The organism is Mesorhizobium sp. Pch-S, from assembly GCF_004136315.1.
Lineage (GTDB): Bacteria > Pseudomonadota > Alphaproteobacteria > Rhizobiales > Rhizobiaceae > Mesorhizobium.
In genome coordinates this window covers 2773822-2790230 of the sequence record NZ_CP029562.1, presented here as the reverse complement: position 1 = coordinate 2790230, position 16409 = coordinate 2773822, and the positions used below count along the sequence as shown (strand labels likewise).

Sequence of the window (16409 nt, the reverse complement as noted above, 5' to 3'; positions counted from 1 at the left end):
GAGGCGGATGTCGCCATCAACATGAGACCGACGCAGAGAGCGTGGATAAACAGCCGTACAGATAAAGCTGCTCGAATGTATCTCAAAGACTGCCGTCCTTTCTTCCTGGACGTCCCGAAGGGAAAAGTCCGATGAAAACCCGCCCGGCTGGCGCAGGAAATCAATAACTGCCCCGCGACGAAAACACGGCTGGCACCGTGCGAACGAGAATCTTCAGGTCGAAGACAAACGACCAGTTCTCGACGTAATGCTGATCGAAGGCAACGCGGGCACCATAAGAGACGTCATTGCGGCCGCTCACCTGCCACAGGCCGGTCAGGCCTGGACGCGACTTCAGGTAGTACTCCGCCGCATTGCCGTAGAGTTCGAGCTCGTCCTTCACCACCGGACGCGGACCGACAAAGCTCATTTCGCCGCGCAGGATGTTGATGATCTGCGGCAGCTCATCGAGCGAGAGTTTGCGCAGCACGGCACCGACACGTGTCACGCGGGGGTCGTTCTGCAATTTGCGGGTCGCATTCCACTCTTCGCGCTCTTGCGGATTGCTGGCCAGATGTGCGGCCAATACCTCGTCGCCGTTCTCCACCATCGTCCGGAATTTCCAACATCGGAACACCGTCCCGTTGCGGCCGATTCGTCGGTGGCCATAAAGAATGCGTCCACCACCACCCGTGGTTTTGACAAGCGCTGCCAGCATCAGCAGCAAGGGGCTGAGCAGGGCAATGCCTGCCAACGCCCCCAGAATGTCGAATCCGCGCTTGATCGCACCGCCAATCGCGGGAGGAGTGCCTTCGTCGGGCTGGCATGACAATCCGTTGGCCAATCTGGCGGCGTCTCTCATTTTGTTGCTCCGCAAAAAATGGTCAGGTCAACGATGCTGCACCGCAGCATGCGAACAATAGAGGGCTGGATATGTCACCTCTATGATGAAAATCGGTCGCAACGACGAGACAGCAGTCATATTTTGTAACGAATCGAAACATTGCGGGTTCTCCTATGTTCGAACACCGCATGAAGTCTCACTTTTGTGTTTGATTTCCTTTACCTTTTCAATATTAAACTACAAAACTCACGCCACATTTCGGTATTTATCAAATTGTATTTTATTTCGCCATGAAGATGTCGCGAAGCTAACCAATAGTGCTAAAATAACAACGGCAGCATCACTTCGGTTTTTGCAAGCGCAACCGGCAACGCCGACGTGTTGCAATAATATCTCCAGCGAACCCAAGGTAAACCATGAGCAGGGAAGTGATCCGGCGGTGTGTTGCCTAGTGTTGCCGAAATTCCTATATTTGAAGGCGTGCGGGCAAATGGGAAATCTGGGCTTCAAGCTTTGAAGAAAGCGAGTCTTGATTTCACCGGCTGAGGTGTAAGACCAGCGCCCGTCATGGCGGGAGACAGGTTTTGCCCAAGCGTTTCAACACGACACGAAATCAGAACGACAGGAAAGGATAAGATGTCCTTTCTGTTATTCCTTCGTGGTTTTATCGCAGTGTTGGTTGCATTCGCCGTAGCAAGCTATGCGATTACTCAATCGGCTTGGACAACTTTCATCCAGACGCTGATCTGCGCCGTTATCATTCAGGTCGGATATTTTATCGCCATTCTGTTCATGGTCTGGCGTTCAGGCGAAACCGGGAAACGGGGAGAAACGCTCGCCCGCGGCGAAAATGCCGCCGCTTCCGCCACGGACATCCAGCCGAAAGGCGAAACCGCGCAGATGCCTGGCGTGGGACGTTCCCCGCTACCCTGACCCTTCCGGCGCCGAAGCGCGCCGGCTACCCCTCGGAAACGAATTGTCATCAAATCGCCTTGCGTTTCTGCGAACAGGCAGCCACGGCATAGGGTCGTGGCCGCAAGCCACAAGTCGGGCACAGGGACACATTGGCCGCAAGCAAGCAGCCGCAATTGGAGTGTGGAGATGACTTCATCCGCCACGGTCTGCGTCATCATCGCAGCCAAGAACGCTGAAGCGACGATCGGACGCGCAGTCGCCTCGGCGCTACGCGAAAAGCGGGTTTCCGAGGTCGTCGTGGTCGATGATGGCTCGCAGGATGCAACCGCCCAGGCCAGCCTGGAGGCCGATGATGCAACCGGACGTCTGCATATCCTGCGCCTCGACCGCAATCATGGTCCGGCTTATGCCCGCAACCGGGCCATCGAACACTCCAAGGCACCTCTGATCGCCATACTGGATGCCGACGACTTTTTCCTGGATGGCCGCTTCGACGCCCTGATCGATGGAGAAGACTGGGATTTTGTCGCCGACAACATCGTTTTTATCGACAGCCGCGGCGCGCATGGCACCGAACCGCACGTCCCCCGTTTCGAACCAGCCCCTCGCTTCCTCGACGTCGAAGGTTTCGTCGAGGGCAACATTTCGCGGCGCGGCGCTTCGCGCGGCGAGATCGGGTTCCTGAAGCCCGTCATGCGCCGCGCCTTCCTGGACGCAAACGGCCTGCGCTATGACGAGCGCCTGCGGCTGGGCGAAGACTATGATCTTTATGCGCGCGCGCTGCTGAAAGGCGCGCGCTACAAGGTCGTTCACGGCTGCGGCTACGGTGCCGTCGTACGCCCCGATTCGCTGAGCGGCAAACACCGCACCGACGACCTGAAGCGGCTCTATGAAGCCGATCTGACCATGCTGTCCGGTCCTTTGCCGGCAACGGCAAGGACCATGCTGAGTCGCCATGAGCGCCATGTCCGTGGCCGCTATGAGCTGCGCCATTTCCTCGACGTCAAGGCTTCTCGCGGCCTGGCGCGCGCCGGCATCCATGCCTTGCTGCGTCCGGCCGCGCTTCCGGCGATCGTCGGCGGCATATTCGCCGACAAGCTTGACGCGCGGCGGGCGCGGCAACGGCCCGTCAGCGACGAGCCGGCACCGCCGCGCTATCTGTTACCAGCCCGTGTCGGCGCTCAGAGATAGTCCCGCCGCACGTCGGCAAGCACTTCACGGAAGCGATCCTTCCTTTCCGACAGCATCGCATCGCCGCTCAGCTGCGGCCGGGCCTTGCGCGCCTGCCACAGCGCCAGTGTCGATGGCGCCGCCAGTACCTGCTTGGCAACTGAACGCAGCATCGACGGCGGCGGTTCGTTGCGCGTCACCACCAGGGCATTTCCGCTTTTTTCGGAACCGTCGAAATGTTCTGGCTCCTTGTTTTTACGTGCCAGAACTTCGGTATCGTCGGGTCGGCCTGTATCGTTTGCCGTCCCCGCCGGCGCCTCGAAACCGAAGCCCCAGAATCGTGCTCCCTTGGTGACCGCCTCCGCCCGCGACGAGATCGGGATCTGTCGCGGCCTGTAGTCCACACCCAGCGACGTCGCCCAGTCGCGCCACTTGAACGAATTGATGGAGCGGGACGTCGTCACCGCGACCCATGGCACCCGGAAAGCGTCGGCCAGGATCGCGGCGTGCATTGATTCGGCCACCACCAGATCAGCCTGGGCGATCGCCCGGATCACCGACTTTGCCTCTCCACAGGGATCGACATAGCCCAGTCCGGCCGCCTGGCAGACGAGCGGCCAGATGCCGCCGACCGTCGATTCCCAATGCGGAACGAAGATCGCGCCACCGGTCTTCGGCAAATTGCGGAACTCCGGCATCTCGGCGACCATGACGGCAGGATCGATGATGCCCAGCTCCGGCGCCAAACCGAGTTTCTGTGCCGTGAGCGGCCCGCGAACCGCACGGGTATCCCACTCCCTCTTATCGGACAGATCCGGCAACGAGCCGTAGCCAAAACCGCTGCCGATGACGAGTTTCTTTACGTCGGCCGGGAGCAATTCCTGGTTGAGCACGGTGCCGACCCCAACCAGAAGCACGTCAGGATGGACATCGCGGAAACCTGGCAAGAGAAAATCCCAGAGCCACAGGTTGAGATCGTCGCCAAAATTGCCGTGCGCGGATTCCCAGTAGAAAGGCTGCATCACAGGGTCCTATTTCGCGATCTTGGAAACGGCGAGATTGACGGCGCTGCGCAGGAGTTTCGGATCGCGCCACGCCCAGGCAGCCAGTTGCTTGAATTGCGGCGCCTTGCGAGCCTTAACCAGCCGCGCCTGTCCCCAGAGCGCCTGATTGCGTGCCGTCTGCTTGTAGCTTTCGATCGATGCACGGTCTTCGGCAACATGCTGAAACCGGCTTTCCAGCTGGTCGAGCGCCACCCAGGTGTTGAACTGCTGTTTCAGGAACTGCGGCGAATCGCTGTCCAGCCCGTGGAAGATGTTGATGCCTTCACCACGTACGGCGCCGAAACCCTCGGAAAGAACCGTGCGGCGGGCGCTTCTGACGCAATCGTAAAAGAAGAGCACGTCTTCGGCGGCCAGCCGCAACGAGGCATCGAAGCGAACCTTGCGAAACAGGGCCTCGCCGATAACCATGCACGACAGGTGCATGAAGCTCCAGTTCTTCAGCATGGTCGCGCCGAGCGCCGGAACCTCGACGAGAGGCGGCTGTTCGGAAAGACGGACCACCTGCGTCACCGCGGCAAGGTCGGCCACCCCGAAGTGGTAATAGAAGGCATCACCACCCCTGATCGAGGCCCAGTAACAATCCGCCTCAAAAAGTGATAGGCCTGCCACGGCATTCTTCAGGTGATCAGGGGTCCATTCGTCGTCTGAATCGAGGAATGCGGCATAGTCAGTGTCGGCGCCGATACGGTCCAGACCTGTATTGCGTGCCCCGCCCGGCCCCGCATTCGGTTGTTTTAAAACGGTTATTCGTGCCCGCTCGGTCGGAGCAAGATTTTCGAGATCGCTTTCAGCCGGCAACGGTGAGGCATCGTCGACGACAATCACATCGAAGTCTGGATGCGTTTGCGCGAACACGGATCTCAATGCGCGGGCCAGGATTCCCGGCTCTCGCTGGTAGTAAGGAATGATGACAGTGCATTTCGTCATTTTTTCGCGCCTTCAGGAGTTTAGGAACCCGCGCAAGTGGTTCCGATGATTCTGGTCGGTGCCCCCCGTCCAGAGCTCGCTGACGCACGGCCCGCTCGTTCAAACAAACGGTGCTCGTCACATGCCGGCTGCTTTTAACCTGAAAAGCGTGACAAAACATGTCGGCCGGAGCGAGCCTCCCCAGACCAGTACATTCGGGCTGAAATTTGTCGCCTTCCCGGTGACGCCCCGCTAACCCATCGCAGCAATCGAAAAGGATTGATCCCCGTGACCAACATTCTCGTCGTCGGCGGCGCCGGATACATCGGATCCCACACCTGCCTGGATCTGGCCGGGCGCGGTTTCACGCCGGTGGTCTACGACAATCTAAGCAACGGCCACGCCGAATTCGTGAAATGGGGGCCGCTGGAGCGCGGCGATATCCGCGATCGCGAGAAACTTGCCGCGGTGATCGAGGCCTATCGTCCGGCCGCGATCGTGCACTTTGCCGCCCTTATCGAAGTCGGCGAATCGGTGAAGGCGCCGGCTGCGTTCTACGACAACAACGTTGCGGGCACGCTTTCCCTGATTCTTGCCGCCCAGCAGGCAGGCATCGACAAGCTGGTCTTTTCGTCGACCTGCGCCACATACGGCCTGCCCGTCGATGTCCCCATGCGGGAGACGCATCCGCAGAATCCGATCAATCCTTATGGCCGCTCCAAGCTGATCGTCGAGCAGATGCTGTCCGATCTGGATCGTCATCAGGGCTTCCGCTCGGTGGTCCTGCGCTATTTCAATGCCGCTGGAGCCGATCCGGAGGGGCGAATCGGCGAACGGATTCCCCGGAGACGCATGCTGTTCCGCTCGCCATTGACGCGGCACTCGGTCGTCGTGACGGCTTCAACATCTTTGGCACCGACTATGACACGCGCGACGGCACCTGCGTGCGCGACTTCATCCACGTCTCCGATCTCGCCGATGCGCATGGGCGCGCAGTCGAATACCTGCTTGGTGGTGGCGAAAGCGTTGCCCTCAATCTTGGCACCGGAACCGGAACCACGGTGCAGGAATTGCTGACGGCGATTGCGACGGAAGCGGGCAAGCCGTTCCCGATTCGCCGTGAGGGACGCCGCGAAGGTGATGCCCCCGTTCTGGTCGCCGACAACGCCAAGGCAGGGTCGGTGCTGGGCTGGAGCCCCAGGCATGACCTCGGCTCCATCGTCCGCACCGCCTGGCAATGGCATGCCTCGACGGGGCTGGCTGCGGCAGAGTAAGATCGTCGCAGTGGGCGGGTAAGGTTACGAACGGCAGGAGAAGGGACCGGCCATGGCCTTATTCAAATTCAACGCACGCAAGCCGTTCCGCGTCCGGAGCCTTCGGCGGGACCGTGAGACCGATGCGACCCGCGCTGCCCGACTGCTTGGGCTGGTCGAGGGATTGCGCAAGGAGATCGAGCGCGAAAGGGACGGCCTGCGTGATCGTCACGAAAGCATCGCGGCGCAGGCTGCCTTCTCGCAGCAGGCTCTCGAAGATGACCAGGACACATCGATCTCGCCGGTCATCAATGACCTCACGGATGTGATGATCCGTTATTCGGCGCGGATAGCTGCTCTTGAGAAGCAGATCGATTTTGTTACCGGACTGCGTGCCCAGGCCGAGCTGTTTCCCTATGAAAATGAAGACGTCGCGACCGCCGCGACCGTTCCTCGCCGACGGCTGGCTTAACCGACGATCATAAAAAGTTACTGCGCAGCGCATCAGAATGTGCGGACGCGTCACATTCTGATCCGCTAATTCATCTTATGTGCATTGCAACATTCGCCCGAAATTGACGCGGGTCCGCAGCGCAGGCGAGCGACCCAAAACGAAAGTAGCAAGCGGTATGGCTGCAAGTTTGAGAATACCGGCGCGAGTCGGCCTGAAGAGTTGTGTCGTGGCGGTGTCCGTACTGTCCGCATCCATGGCGGGTACCGTTTCAGGGCGCGCCGAAGATCAAAAAGAACCTAAGGCGACAGGCAAGTCTTTCATCGAGACCTTCGACAGGCTCGACAAGAAACGCTGGTATGTTTCGGATGGCTGGTCGAATGGCGATCACCAGAACTGCACCTGGTCAGCCAAACAGGTCAGCGTCTCGGATGGGACCCTGAAGCTCGGCTTCCAGGCCGAACCAAGCAAGGGCCGCAGCAATGTCTGTGGTGAGGTGCAGACCAACAAGCGGTTCGGCTACGGTACCTTCGAGGTCCGCATGAAGGCTGCGGCGGGGTCCGGCCTCAACACCGGCTTCTTCTCCTTTATCGGTCCGGTCCACAAACAGCCGCATGACGAGATCGACTTCGAAGTGCTGGGCAAGGACCCTTCCAAGGTCCAGGTCAACCAGTATGTCAACGGCAAGAGCGTCGGTTCGGCCAGGCTGGTCGACGTGCCTGGCGGTGCCGACAAGGAATTCCACGACTACGCCTTCGTGTGGCAGCAGGATCGCATCGCCTGGTATGTCGATGGCAAACTGGTGGAGGAGGCTACCGACCCGGCCAAGCTGCCAAGCCATCCATCCAAAATCTATCTCAGCCTCTGGGGCAGCGACACGCTGAAATCCTGGATGGGTGCCTTCGCCAGCCCTCAGCAGCAGGTCACGGCCGAGATAGATCGTGTTGCCTACACAGCCCCGGGCGACGCCTGCCAGTTTCCGGAATCGATCGTCTGCAAACTGAACAAGAGCACGCAGTGAGCGCGGCCCTTCATCCGCGCCCAATGGCGCAGCGACATCCAGGGCGATTTCAAGGAATTGCTGCATCTGCCGATGGAGGCCAACCATCCGTCAGGCGCGACCTTTGCTTCAAAATCGCCGCTACAATTTTTCGAAATCGCCCAAGCTGACGGTCCGGCCATGCTGAATGTCCTCTACCTGGTCCACGATCTTTGCGACCCGGCGGTACGCCGGCGCGTGACGATGCTGCAGATCGGCGGCGCCACCGTGACGCTCGCTGGCTTCCGCCGCGCCGAGACGGTGCCGGATTTCGAAGACCTGTCGCCGATCGATCTTGGCGTCACGGCCGATCGCGCCTTCGCCCAACGCGTTGCCGCCGTCACCAGGGCGGCGTTCTCGCTCGGTACCAGGCTTGGCAGCATCCCGAAACCGGACATCATCATCGGTCGCAACCTCGAAATGCTGGCTCTGGCCAACCGGGCGCGCAGCATCTTCGGCGGCTCCGCCCCGATCGTCTACGAGTGCCTGGACATCCATCGTTTCCTTCTCGACACAGGTGCCGTTGGAAAAACGTTGCGTGGCGCCGAGCGACTCTTCAGCCGCGACGCGCAACTGCTGCTGACCAGCTCTCCCGCCTTCGTTCGCGACTATTTCGAGGCTTTCGGGCAGACCCGGGTGCCGGCCGTGCTGCTGCAGAACAAGATCCTCGACCTGAGCGGCAAACCTGCCCAGCCGGCGAAGCTGCCAGCCCCGCCGGCGAATGGCGAACCCTGGAAGATCGGCTGGTTCGGCGCATTGCGCTGTGCCAAATCGCTGAAACTGCTGGCAGACTTCACGCGCCGCATGCAGGGGCGTTTCGAGATCGTGCTGCGCGGTCGCCCGGCCCGCGTCGAGTTTGACGATTTCGATGGTTTCGTGCGTGCTCAACCCTACCTTTCGTTCCAGGGTGCCTATCGCAATCCGGACGATCTCGCCGCCATCTACGGCGAGGTGCATTTCTGTTGGGCCATCGACTTCTTCGAGGAGGGCCTGAATTCGAGCTGGCTGTTGCCGAACAGGCTCTATGAAGGCTGCCGCTTCGGCGCCGTGCCGATCGCGATGAAGGGAACCGAGACGGCTCGCTTCCTTGCCGATCGCCACATCGGCCTGCTGCTCGACGTACCATCCGTCGAGAACCTCTCAACACTGGTGGGCGACATCGACACCGACACCTATCTCGAGCGTCGTGGCAAGATCACCGCGCAGGATCTCGGCACCTGGATCTGCGTTCCGGATGACTGCCGCTCGCTGGTGACGCGACTGGCCCGCCTTGCCGGCAAGGAACAGCCGGACGTCTTGCTGGAGGTCGCAGCATGATAGCCCTCGACACCAGCATGGCTGCAGTCCCTGCAGGCGGGGAGACACAAGTCACCAACGGAGCGGCCGCTCGGTGCATGGTGGTCATTCCTTGCCTGAACGAGGCGAGGCATATCGGCGCCCTGCTCAACGAACTTTCCGAACCCGCCGAGCGGAACGATCTGCGTATTGTCGTCGCCGATGGCGGCAGCACCGATGGCACCCGCGATATCGTTCGCGCGATCGCTGACCAGAACCCGCGTGTCATGCTGCTCGACAATCCGCGACGCCTGCAGAGCGCTGCGGTCAACCAGGCCGTTGCCGCCTACGGCGACGACGTCGATTTCTTCATCCGCATAGACGCCCATGGCGGTTATCCGGCAGACTACTGCGACCGCCTGATCGAGGAGGCGTCGATCACCGGCGCCGATTCGGTCGTTGTCTCGATGGCGACAAAGGGGTTCGGCCTGTTCCAGAAGGCAACCGCGGTCGCGCAGAATTCGAAACTGGGCAATGGCGGTTCGCCGCATCGCGAGGGCGCACCGGGTCACTGGACCGACCACGGCCACCACGCGCTGATGCGCGTCGAGGCTTTCCGCGCCGTCGGCGGCTATGACGAAAGCTTCAGCCACAACGAGGATGCCGAACTCGACTACCGGCTGCGCGCCGCTGGCTACCGCATCTGGATGACCGACAGGACATTCATGACCTACTATCCGCGCGCCTCGGCATCGGCGCTGTTTCGCCAGTATCTCGGTTACGGTCGCGGCCGAGCCCGCAACATCCTGAAGCACCGCACCTGGCCGAAGCTGAGGCAGGCGATCCCGCTTCTGGTCTTCCCGGTGGTCGTCGGTGCTTCGCTGGCATTCCTCAGCCTGTCGGCCCTTGTGCCCGCAGGTCTATGGATCGCCGCCTGTCTTGGCTATGGCATCTGGATGGCCGTCGGTCAGCGCAATCCCTACGGCTTGCTTGCCAGCGTCTGCGCCATGATCATGCATCTCGCCTGGTCGATGGGTTTCTGGCTGCAGCTTCTGGGCTCATGGAAGCATGGAGAGGCTGCGTGATGACCCAGCCTCCCTCACCCAGGTTTCAGGTCGATATCTGCGTGTGCACCTATCGCAGGCCGTATCTCGCCGAAACCTTGGGCTCGCTCGCCACGCTTGAACTGCCGGCCAATGTGCAGGCACGTATCATCGTCGCCGACAATGATGCCGCACCCAGCGCACGGGATCTTGCGACGTCCATCGCGCCCTCGCTGCCTTTCGAATTGATCTATATTCATTGCCCGGCGTCCAACATCTCGCTGGCACGCAACGCCTGCCTCGATGCCGCAGGCGGCGACTACCTTGCCTTCGTCGATGACGATTCGACCGTGACGGCCGCCTGGCTCGCGACACTGATCGAAACGGCCGAGACCTCTGGCGCCGATGCCGTGCTTGGACCTGTGCGCTCGGTCTATGCTTCGACGGCCCCCAGCTGGATGCGACGCGGCGATTTCCACTCGACCAACCCTGTCTGGGTCGATGGGCAGATCCACACCGGCTACAGCGGAAATGTACTGCTGCGCCGCGCCTCGCCCCATGTCGAGGGGCGGCGTTTCAACCTGTCGCTCGGCAAGACCGGCGGCGAGGACACCGAGTATTTCTCACAGCTTCACGCAGCCGGCGGACGGATCGCCTACGCCGAGAGGGCGCTGGTGCTCGAACCCGTACCCGCGGATCGCGCACGGCTGCAATGGCTGGTCAAGCGCCGCTTCCGCTCGGGCCAGACCCATGGCAGGCTGCTCGCAAGCCAAAAGGCAGGTCGAAAGCCCGTGCAGATCGCCTTGGCAGCGGCCAAGGCCGCCTATTGTTTTGCCGGCGCTGCGGCGGTTGGCATCATCCCGCACAAACGCAACCGCCAGGCGCTCCGCGGCATCATGCATATCGGCGCCATCAGCGGGCTGCTCGGCGTCCGCGAAATCCGTCTCTATGGCGAAGAACCGACTGGAGGGCGCACCCATGCTGCCTGACGTCAGTTTCGTCATTGCCGCCTATAACGCCGAGAGCTCGGTCGCGCGCGCCATCGAGAGCGCACTCGGTCAGCGCGACGTCTCGGTGGAAGTCGTCGTCGTGGACGATCACTCCAGCGACCGCACGGTCGAGATCGCCCGCGCTTTTCCGCCTGAGCTGGTCAAGGTGATCGCGCTGGGCCAGAACCGTGGTCCCGGCGGCGCCCGCAATGCCGGGCTGGAAGCTGCACGCGGCCGCTGGATCGCGGTGCTCGATTCCGATGACACCGTGCATCCTCAACGCCTGCTGCGCATGATCACGAGAGCCGAAACTCACGGCGCCCGGATTGCCGTCGACAATCTCGAAGTGGTTCGCGACGGCGCAGGCACCCGCGAAGCGATGTTCGAAGCCAAGCTTCTCGAAGCCCATTCCGAGCTCACGCTCGCCGATTTCATCGCCGCCAACATCATGTTCGAAAGCACCTTCTCCTTCGGCTACATGAAACCGATCTTCGAACGAAGCTTTCTGGAACAACATCAGCTGCGTTACGACGAGACCCTGCGCATCGGTGAAGATTACATCTTCCTGGCTTCGGCCATGGCCAAGGGCGGCCGCTGCGTCGTCGAACCAGGCGTTGGCTATGCCTATCACATCCGCGAAGGCTCGATCTCGCGCGTGCTGGAACTGCGGCATGTCGAGGCGATGCTGGGGGCCGATGCCACTTTCCTCGAGCAGCATAGGCTCGATCCGCGTGCCGCCGCCGCACAGACACGCCGCACCCGCAGCCTCCGGCAGGCAGCGTCCTTCCTCAAGCTGGTCCAGCATCTGAAGGCGCGTGCGCCGGTCGATGCCGCGATCACGGCGCTGCGTGATCCGGCGGCACTGCGGCATCTGGGCATGCCGATCGCGGCGCGATTGCGGCGGCTGGCGGCAATCTTGCAACCTGGCCGGACACCATCGGAAGCCGGCTGAACAAACCACTTTTGAAATTGGGCGGAGGGGCTCGATTTGCAAACAGGGATGACGTGATGAAAAAGGTGAGAAAAGCCGTGATACCGGTTGCCGGTTTGGGCACGCGGTTCCTGCCGGCCACGAAGGCCATGCCGAAGGAGATGCTGACGGTGGTCGACCGCCCCGTCGTGCAGTATGCGGTGGACGAGGCGCTGGAAGCCGGCATCGAACACATCGTCTTCGTCACCGGCCGCAACAAGCATGTGATCGAGGATTATTTCGACATCCAGCCCGAGCTGCTGGAGACGCTGACGCGGTCCGGCAAGAACGAGCAGCTGGCCTCGCTCACCCGCATGCAGCCGCAGCCGGGTACGATCTCCTTCACCCGCCAGCAGGCACCGCATGGCCTTGGCCACGCGGTGTGGTGCGCCAGGGATATCGTCGGTGACGAACCCTTCGCGCTTCTGTTGCCCGACATGGTCTCGTTCGGCGATCGCGGCTGCCTTGCCGGCGCCATGGATCTCTATCTCGAAACCGGCGGCAATGTCGTCGCGGTCGAGCAATGCGATCCGCTGGAAACCGGCAGCTACGGCATCGTCGGCAAGGGTGCCGGCGCCGGCGCGGGCTTCACCATCACCGAAATGGTTGAAAAGCCGGCACCGGAGGCCGCCCCCTCCAATCACTACATCAACGGCCGCTACGTGCTGCAGCCCGAGATCTTCGATATTCTCGGCACGCAGGAACGCGGCGCTGGCAACGAGATCCAGCTTACCGACGCCATGGTACGGCTGTCGGAGAGCCAGAAATTCTATGCCTCTCCATTCGAGGGCCGCATGTTCGATTGCGGCTCGAAGGAAGGTTTCATCCAGGCCAACGTCGCTTTCGCGCTCGCGCGCAAGGACATTTGCGACCTGGTGTTCGAACCGATCGAGGAGATGATCGCTTCGCAGGCACGTCGCAGCCGCGCGGCTTAGAGCGCCGCGCGTCCATTCGAACGCGCGAAGGACGCTCTAACACTTTAACTTGGCGCATGATCCTTTCCGAAAATCGATTCCGATTTTCGGGGTCATGCGCCGGCCGAAAGATCGAAACAAATTCCACGACGCGCCACGGCCATCTGGCCGTGGCCGACTTTTTCATTTCGCGACGGAGCGCCGGAGCACCATGAACCAGGGAAGTTATCCGTTGAAGCCCATATCCTCGGAAGATTCATCGGACTTCATTGATCTCGACGCCCTGCTGGCGGCAGCACGCCGGCAGGCCCGGCTGGTCGGCCTGTTCGGGCTGATCGGCCTGGTCCTCGGGGTCGTCTATCTCGTGGCGACACCGCCGCAATACACGTCGGGAACGCGTATCCTCCTTGATGACAGCCTGACCCGTTTCGCCGAAGACAAGCCAGCCCCACCGGCCGGTCCGCAGGCCGACGCGATGGTGTCATCCGAGGTCGAGATCCTCAAATCCAGCCGTCTCGCCCGCGCCGTGGTGCTGGCGGAAAAACTTCAGGACAACGAAGCTTTCCTCAACCCGCCACGATCGCCGCTCAGCGCGCTGAAAGCCACCGTCAAAAGCGTGGCAGGCTTCTTCTCGTCGCGCACCGAAGAAGACCCCGGCTCGATACAGGACGCCAAGATCGGTCGCGCCATCGGCATCCTGCAGGACGGAGTCCACGCCGAACGTGTCGGCCGCAGCTTCGTCATCGATCTGTCCTTCACCGCTCCCGATCCCAAGCTGGCAGGCATGATCGCGCGCGCCTATGCCAACGCCTATCTGTCCGATCATCTCGACGCCAATTTCGACGCCACCCAGCGCGCCACGGTATGGCTGCAGGGCCGTCTCGACGAACTGCGTGAAAATTCGCAGAAGGCAGCGCTCGAGGTCGAGCAATTCCGTGCGGCCAACGGGCTGACGGCCGCGCGTGGCGAACTGATGTCGGAACAGCAGCTGTCCGATCTCAACAAGCAGGTCATCCTGGCTCAGGCGGATACCGCCAATGCGCTTGCCCGCTACAACCAGTTCAAGGCGATCGTGGACAGCGGACCGGAAAATGCGGTCAAGAACGCCACCATTCCGCAGGAAAAAGGCGCCAGCGGCAGCAACAGTGCCGCCATCAACGAGATGAAGGCGCGCTATCTCAACGTCAGCAAGCGTGAACAGGACATCTCGAGCCGGTTCGGACAGGACCATGCGCAGGCGGTGGCGCTGCGCGCCGAGCAGGCCAACCTGACCAACCAGATCTATGCCGAGCTGCAACGGCTCACCGAAAGCTACCGCAACGAATACCAGGTCGCGAAATCGCGCGAGGATTCGCTGCGCGGCAATGTCGGCGATTTGGCCGGCCAGAACTCTCAGACAGGCCAAGCACAGGTGAAGCTGCGCGATCTCGAGCAGAAGTCGCAGGCCCTCAACACACTCTACCAGGCCTTCCTTGCCCGCTACGAGCAAGCCGCGCAGCAGCGTTCCTTCCCGATCGCCGAGGCCCGCGTCATCTCGACCGCCGGCAACCCGACCTCGGCGTCCAGCCCGCGCAAGACCATGGTACTCGGCCTTTCCCTGGTACTAGGCCTGTTCGCCGGCGCGGCAGCAGGCGCCATCCAGGAATTCCGCGAGCGCTTCTTCCGCACTGGCGACGACGTGCGCGACGCTCTCGACCTGAACTTCCTCGGCTATCTGCCGGCGATCGGCGGCCGTTTCGCCGACGCGCGGCCGCGAACGCAGCCGACCGATGCGCAAGCGGCGAATCCTTCCGGACCGGAAACCGTCACCCCTCGCATCCTCAGAGTGGCAATCAACCAACCGGCCTCTTCCTTCGCGGAGACCTTGCGCAACGTCAAACTGGCCAGCGACGTGGTCCTTCACCGGACCAATGGCAAGGTGATCGGCTTTGTCTCGGTGCTGCCACGCGAAGGCAAGACGACCACCGCAGCCAATTTCGCCGGGCTACTTGCCGCCAATGGCGCCCGTACCCTGTTGATCGACGCCGACTTGCGCAATCCGGGCCTCAGCCGCGGCCTGTCGCTCACACCCGACAAGGGCCTGGTCGAGGCATTGGTCGGCGAGCAGCGCTGGCAGAGCGCCTGTCTGGTCGACCGCAAGACCAAGCTCGTCATCCTTCCCGCCGTGGTACGCCGGCGCCTGTCGCACACCAGCGAACTCATCTCGGGTCCCGCCATGGCGGCATTGCTGGAAGAGGCGCGCAAGTCCTTCGACTATGTCGTTGTCGATTTGCCGCCACTCGGGCCCGTGGTCGATGCCAAGGCTTTTGCGCCGCTCGCCGACGGCTTCGTGCTGGTGGCCGAGTGGGGCGCCACGCCGCGCCTTCTCGTGCGTTCCGCTTTGCAGGCCGACCGCCAGATCGCGGCAAAGACCCTCGGTGTCGTCTTGAACCGCACGGACATGAAGAAGCTGGCGAGTTACGGCATGTTCGGCGCGGCCGAGCAGTATCTCGACCGCTATGCGTCCTACTATGTCGAGCAGACGGTGACGGAGCCTGAGCCAAACCGCACGGAGCCCGCTTGATCGGGTGACGGAAGGCGCCGCATATCCGGCCGGCCGGTCGCGTTCAGTCTTCCTGGGTCAAGTTGCTGAGGTAGCGCCCCTTGTCCTGCCAGATGCGCAGGGCTGTCAGCCGGCCGCTGAAGAAGGCGCCGGTGTCGAGATTGACACGCATGCCTTCGCGGCCGGCTTGCTCGACCGGCGTATGCCCGTGCACCACATAACGCGAAAGCAGGTGCGCGCGCTCGAAGAAGGCCGAGCGGATGAAGACGAGATCCTCGTCCGTCTGCTTGTCCAGCGGAACTTCAGGCCGCACGCCGGCATGGACAAAGATGTACCGCGCGGTTTCGACCAGAACCGGCATCGAGCGCAGCAGCGCAAAATGAGCCGGCGAAATCGATCTGCGGATCGCATCGTCGACCTGTTGCTGATCGCGAAAGATTTCGACCAGCCTCCGATGATCGATGCCGTACGACTGCAGCGTGCTTTCCGCGCCCATGCGCAGCCAGGCGGCAAGACTGGACCGCCCGTCGAGATAGTCGAGCATGGCAAGCTCATGATTGCCGGCCAGGCAGATGCGCTCCAGGCCCATTGGCGGATGCGCTGCGAGATGGTCGAGCACCTGCGCAGACGCGGGACCACGATCGACATAATCCCCCAGCATGATGATCAGCTTGCGACCCGGCAGCGTCGCCGCGTCGCGAACGATGGCGTCTTCCAGCGCCAGAAGCTCGTCCAGGCAACCATGCACGTCGCCGATCGCATAGACGACGGTGTCCGCCATATCGAGACGCAGGCGCGCCAGGCGAGCCCGGGCGCCACCTGCTCTCAGGCCAAGAATGCGTCCGACGCGTTTGATCATCTGGCGTTTTTCATGATCGCCCGGGTCCTGGCAATGGCTCGGCGTCGTCGCCCGATCGACTTGTTACCCAGGGTTGTACTTTGTGAAGCCGTCAACCGGTCCGAATCCCATAAACTGGTGCCTGGGCCTCACACATCGCCCATTCATCGCTGCGTCTCTGTGCTCCGCCTCCTGAGAGACCGCACCGCTCGCCGCT

Annotated in this window: 15 protein-coding genes and 1 pseudogene; 12 read left to right on the top strand and 4 right to left on the bottom strand. The window is 61.9% G+C overall.

All coding sequences use genetic code 11. The annotated features are described in order from the left end of the window. Positions 1-160: 160 nt before the first annotated feature. The gene (locus C1M53_RS12900; protein ID WP_129412609.1) at positions 161-841 is read right to left on the bottom strand and encodes a sugar transferase; all 681 of its coding nucleotides are present in this window, start codon (positions 839-841) and stop codon (positions 161-163) included. Positions 842-1459: 618 nt separating this feature from the next. Between C1M53_RS12900 and C1M53_RS32360 the strand changes: the two genes are divergently transcribed. Next, positions 1460-1756 carry an exopolysaccharide production repressor protein gene (locus tag C1M53_RS32360; RefSeq protein WP_129412608.1) on the top strand — a complete coding sequence of 99 codons (297 nt, stop codon included), beginning with the start codon at positions 1460-1462 and terminating at the stop codon, positions 1754-1756. Positions 1757-1924: 168 nt separating this feature from the next. Next, a complete protein-coding gene (locus tag C1M53_RS12890) occupies positions 1925-2929 on the top strand; it encodes a glycosyltransferase family 2 protein (RefSeq protein ID WP_129412607.1) in 1005 nt (334 codons plus the stop codon). On the opposite strand, the gene C1M53_RS12885 is transcribed toward C1M53_RS12890, so the two are convergent. Both C1M53_RS12885 and C1M53_RS12880 read right to left on the bottom strand, forming a co-directional pair. Further along, positions 2920-3930, bottom strand: coding sequence for a polysaccharide pyruvyl transferase family protein (locus C1M53_RS12885; protein WP_129412606.1), 1011 nt, complete (start codon positions 3928-3930; stop codon positions 2920-2922). The two genes, C1M53_RS12890 and C1M53_RS12885, sit on opposite strands and share 10 nt — an antisense overlap. Positions 3931-3939: 9 nt before the next feature. After that, entirely contained in the window at positions 3940-4899 is a 960-nt protein-coding gene (locus C1M53_RS12880; RefSeq protein ID WP_129412605.1) for a glycosyltransferase family 2 protein, read from the bottom strand. A gap of 267 nt (positions 4900-5166) precedes the next feature. On the opposite strand from C1M53_RS12880, the pseudogene C1M53_RS32100 reads away from it, so the two are divergent. The 10 genes and pseudogenes from C1M53_RS32100 to C1M53_RS12835 all read left to right on the top strand — a co-directional run. Next, positions 5167-5769: pseudogene (locus C1M53_RS32100) on the top strand (NAD-dependent epimerase/dehydratase family protein); the annotation flags it as partial. Then, on the top strand, positions 5748-6152 hold the full coding sequence (locus C1M53_RS32095) for a GDP-mannose 4,6-dehydratase (RefSeq protein ID WP_245488593.1): 405 nt from the start codon (positions 5748-5750) through the stop codon (positions 6150-6152). The pseudogene C1M53_RS32100 and the gene C1M53_RS32095, both read left to right, overlap by 22 nt. A 52-nt stretch (positions 6153-6204) precedes the next feature. Then, a complete protein-coding gene (locus tag C1M53_RS12870; protein WP_129412604.1) occupies positions 6205-6603 on the top strand; it encodes a hypothetical protein in 399 nt (132 codons plus the stop codon). 235 nt (positions 6604-6838) lie between these two features. Further along, positions 6839-7603: a glycoside hydrolase family 16 protein gene (locus C1M53_RS12865; protein ID WP_245488592.1), complete on the top strand. Its 765-nt coding sequence runs from the start codon at positions 6839-6841 to the stop codon at positions 7601-7603. A 159-nt stretch (positions 7604-7762) separates the two neighbouring features. Next, entirely contained in the window at positions 7763-8938 is a 1176-nt protein-coding gene (locus tag C1M53_RS12860; protein WP_129412602.1) for a glycosyl transferase family 1, read from the top strand. Positions 8939-8955: 17 nt separating this feature from the next. Continuing rightward, positions 8956-9981: a glycosyltransferase family 2 protein gene (locus tag C1M53_RS12855; protein ID WP_129416153.1), complete on the top strand. Its 1026-nt coding sequence runs from the start codon at positions 8956-8958 to the stop codon at positions 9979-9981. Next, positions 9981-10928 carry a glycosyltransferase family 2 protein gene (locus tag C1M53_RS12850; protein ID WP_129412601.1) on the top strand — a complete coding sequence of 316 codons (948 nt, stop codon included), beginning with the start codon at positions 9981-9983 and terminating at the stop codon, positions 10926-10928. Before C1M53_RS12855 ends, C1M53_RS12850 begins: the two co-directional genes overlap by 1 nt. Further along, complete coding sequence (locus C1M53_RS12845) at positions 10918-11880, top strand: glycosyltransferase family 2 protein (protein ID WP_129412600.1); 963 nt, start codon at positions 10918-10920, stop codon at positions 11878-11880. Before C1M53_RS12850 ends, C1M53_RS12845 begins: the two co-directional genes overlap by 11 nt. A 56-nt stretch (positions 11881-11936) precedes the next feature. Further along, entirely contained in the window at positions 11937-12833 is an 897-nt protein-coding gene (locus C1M53_RS12840; RefSeq protein ID WP_129412599.1) for a UTP--glucose-1-phosphate uridylyltransferase, read from the top strand. 190 nt (positions 12834-13023) lie between these two features. Next, positions 13024-15375 carry a polysaccharide biosynthesis tyrosine autokinase gene (locus C1M53_RS12835; RefSeq protein WP_165358130.1) on the top strand — a complete coding sequence of 784 codons (2352 nt, stop codon included), beginning with the start codon at positions 13024-13026 and terminating at the stop codon, positions 15373-15375. A gap of 43 nt (positions 15376-15418) precedes the next feature. Here the strand turns inward: C1M53_RS12835 and C1M53_RS12830 are convergent, their stop codons facing one another. After that, complete coding sequence (locus C1M53_RS12830; RefSeq protein WP_129412598.1) at positions 15419-16213, bottom strand: metallophosphoesterase family protein; 795 nt, start codon at positions 16211-16213, stop codon at positions 15419-15421. Positions 16214-16409: the final 196 nt, after the last annotated feature.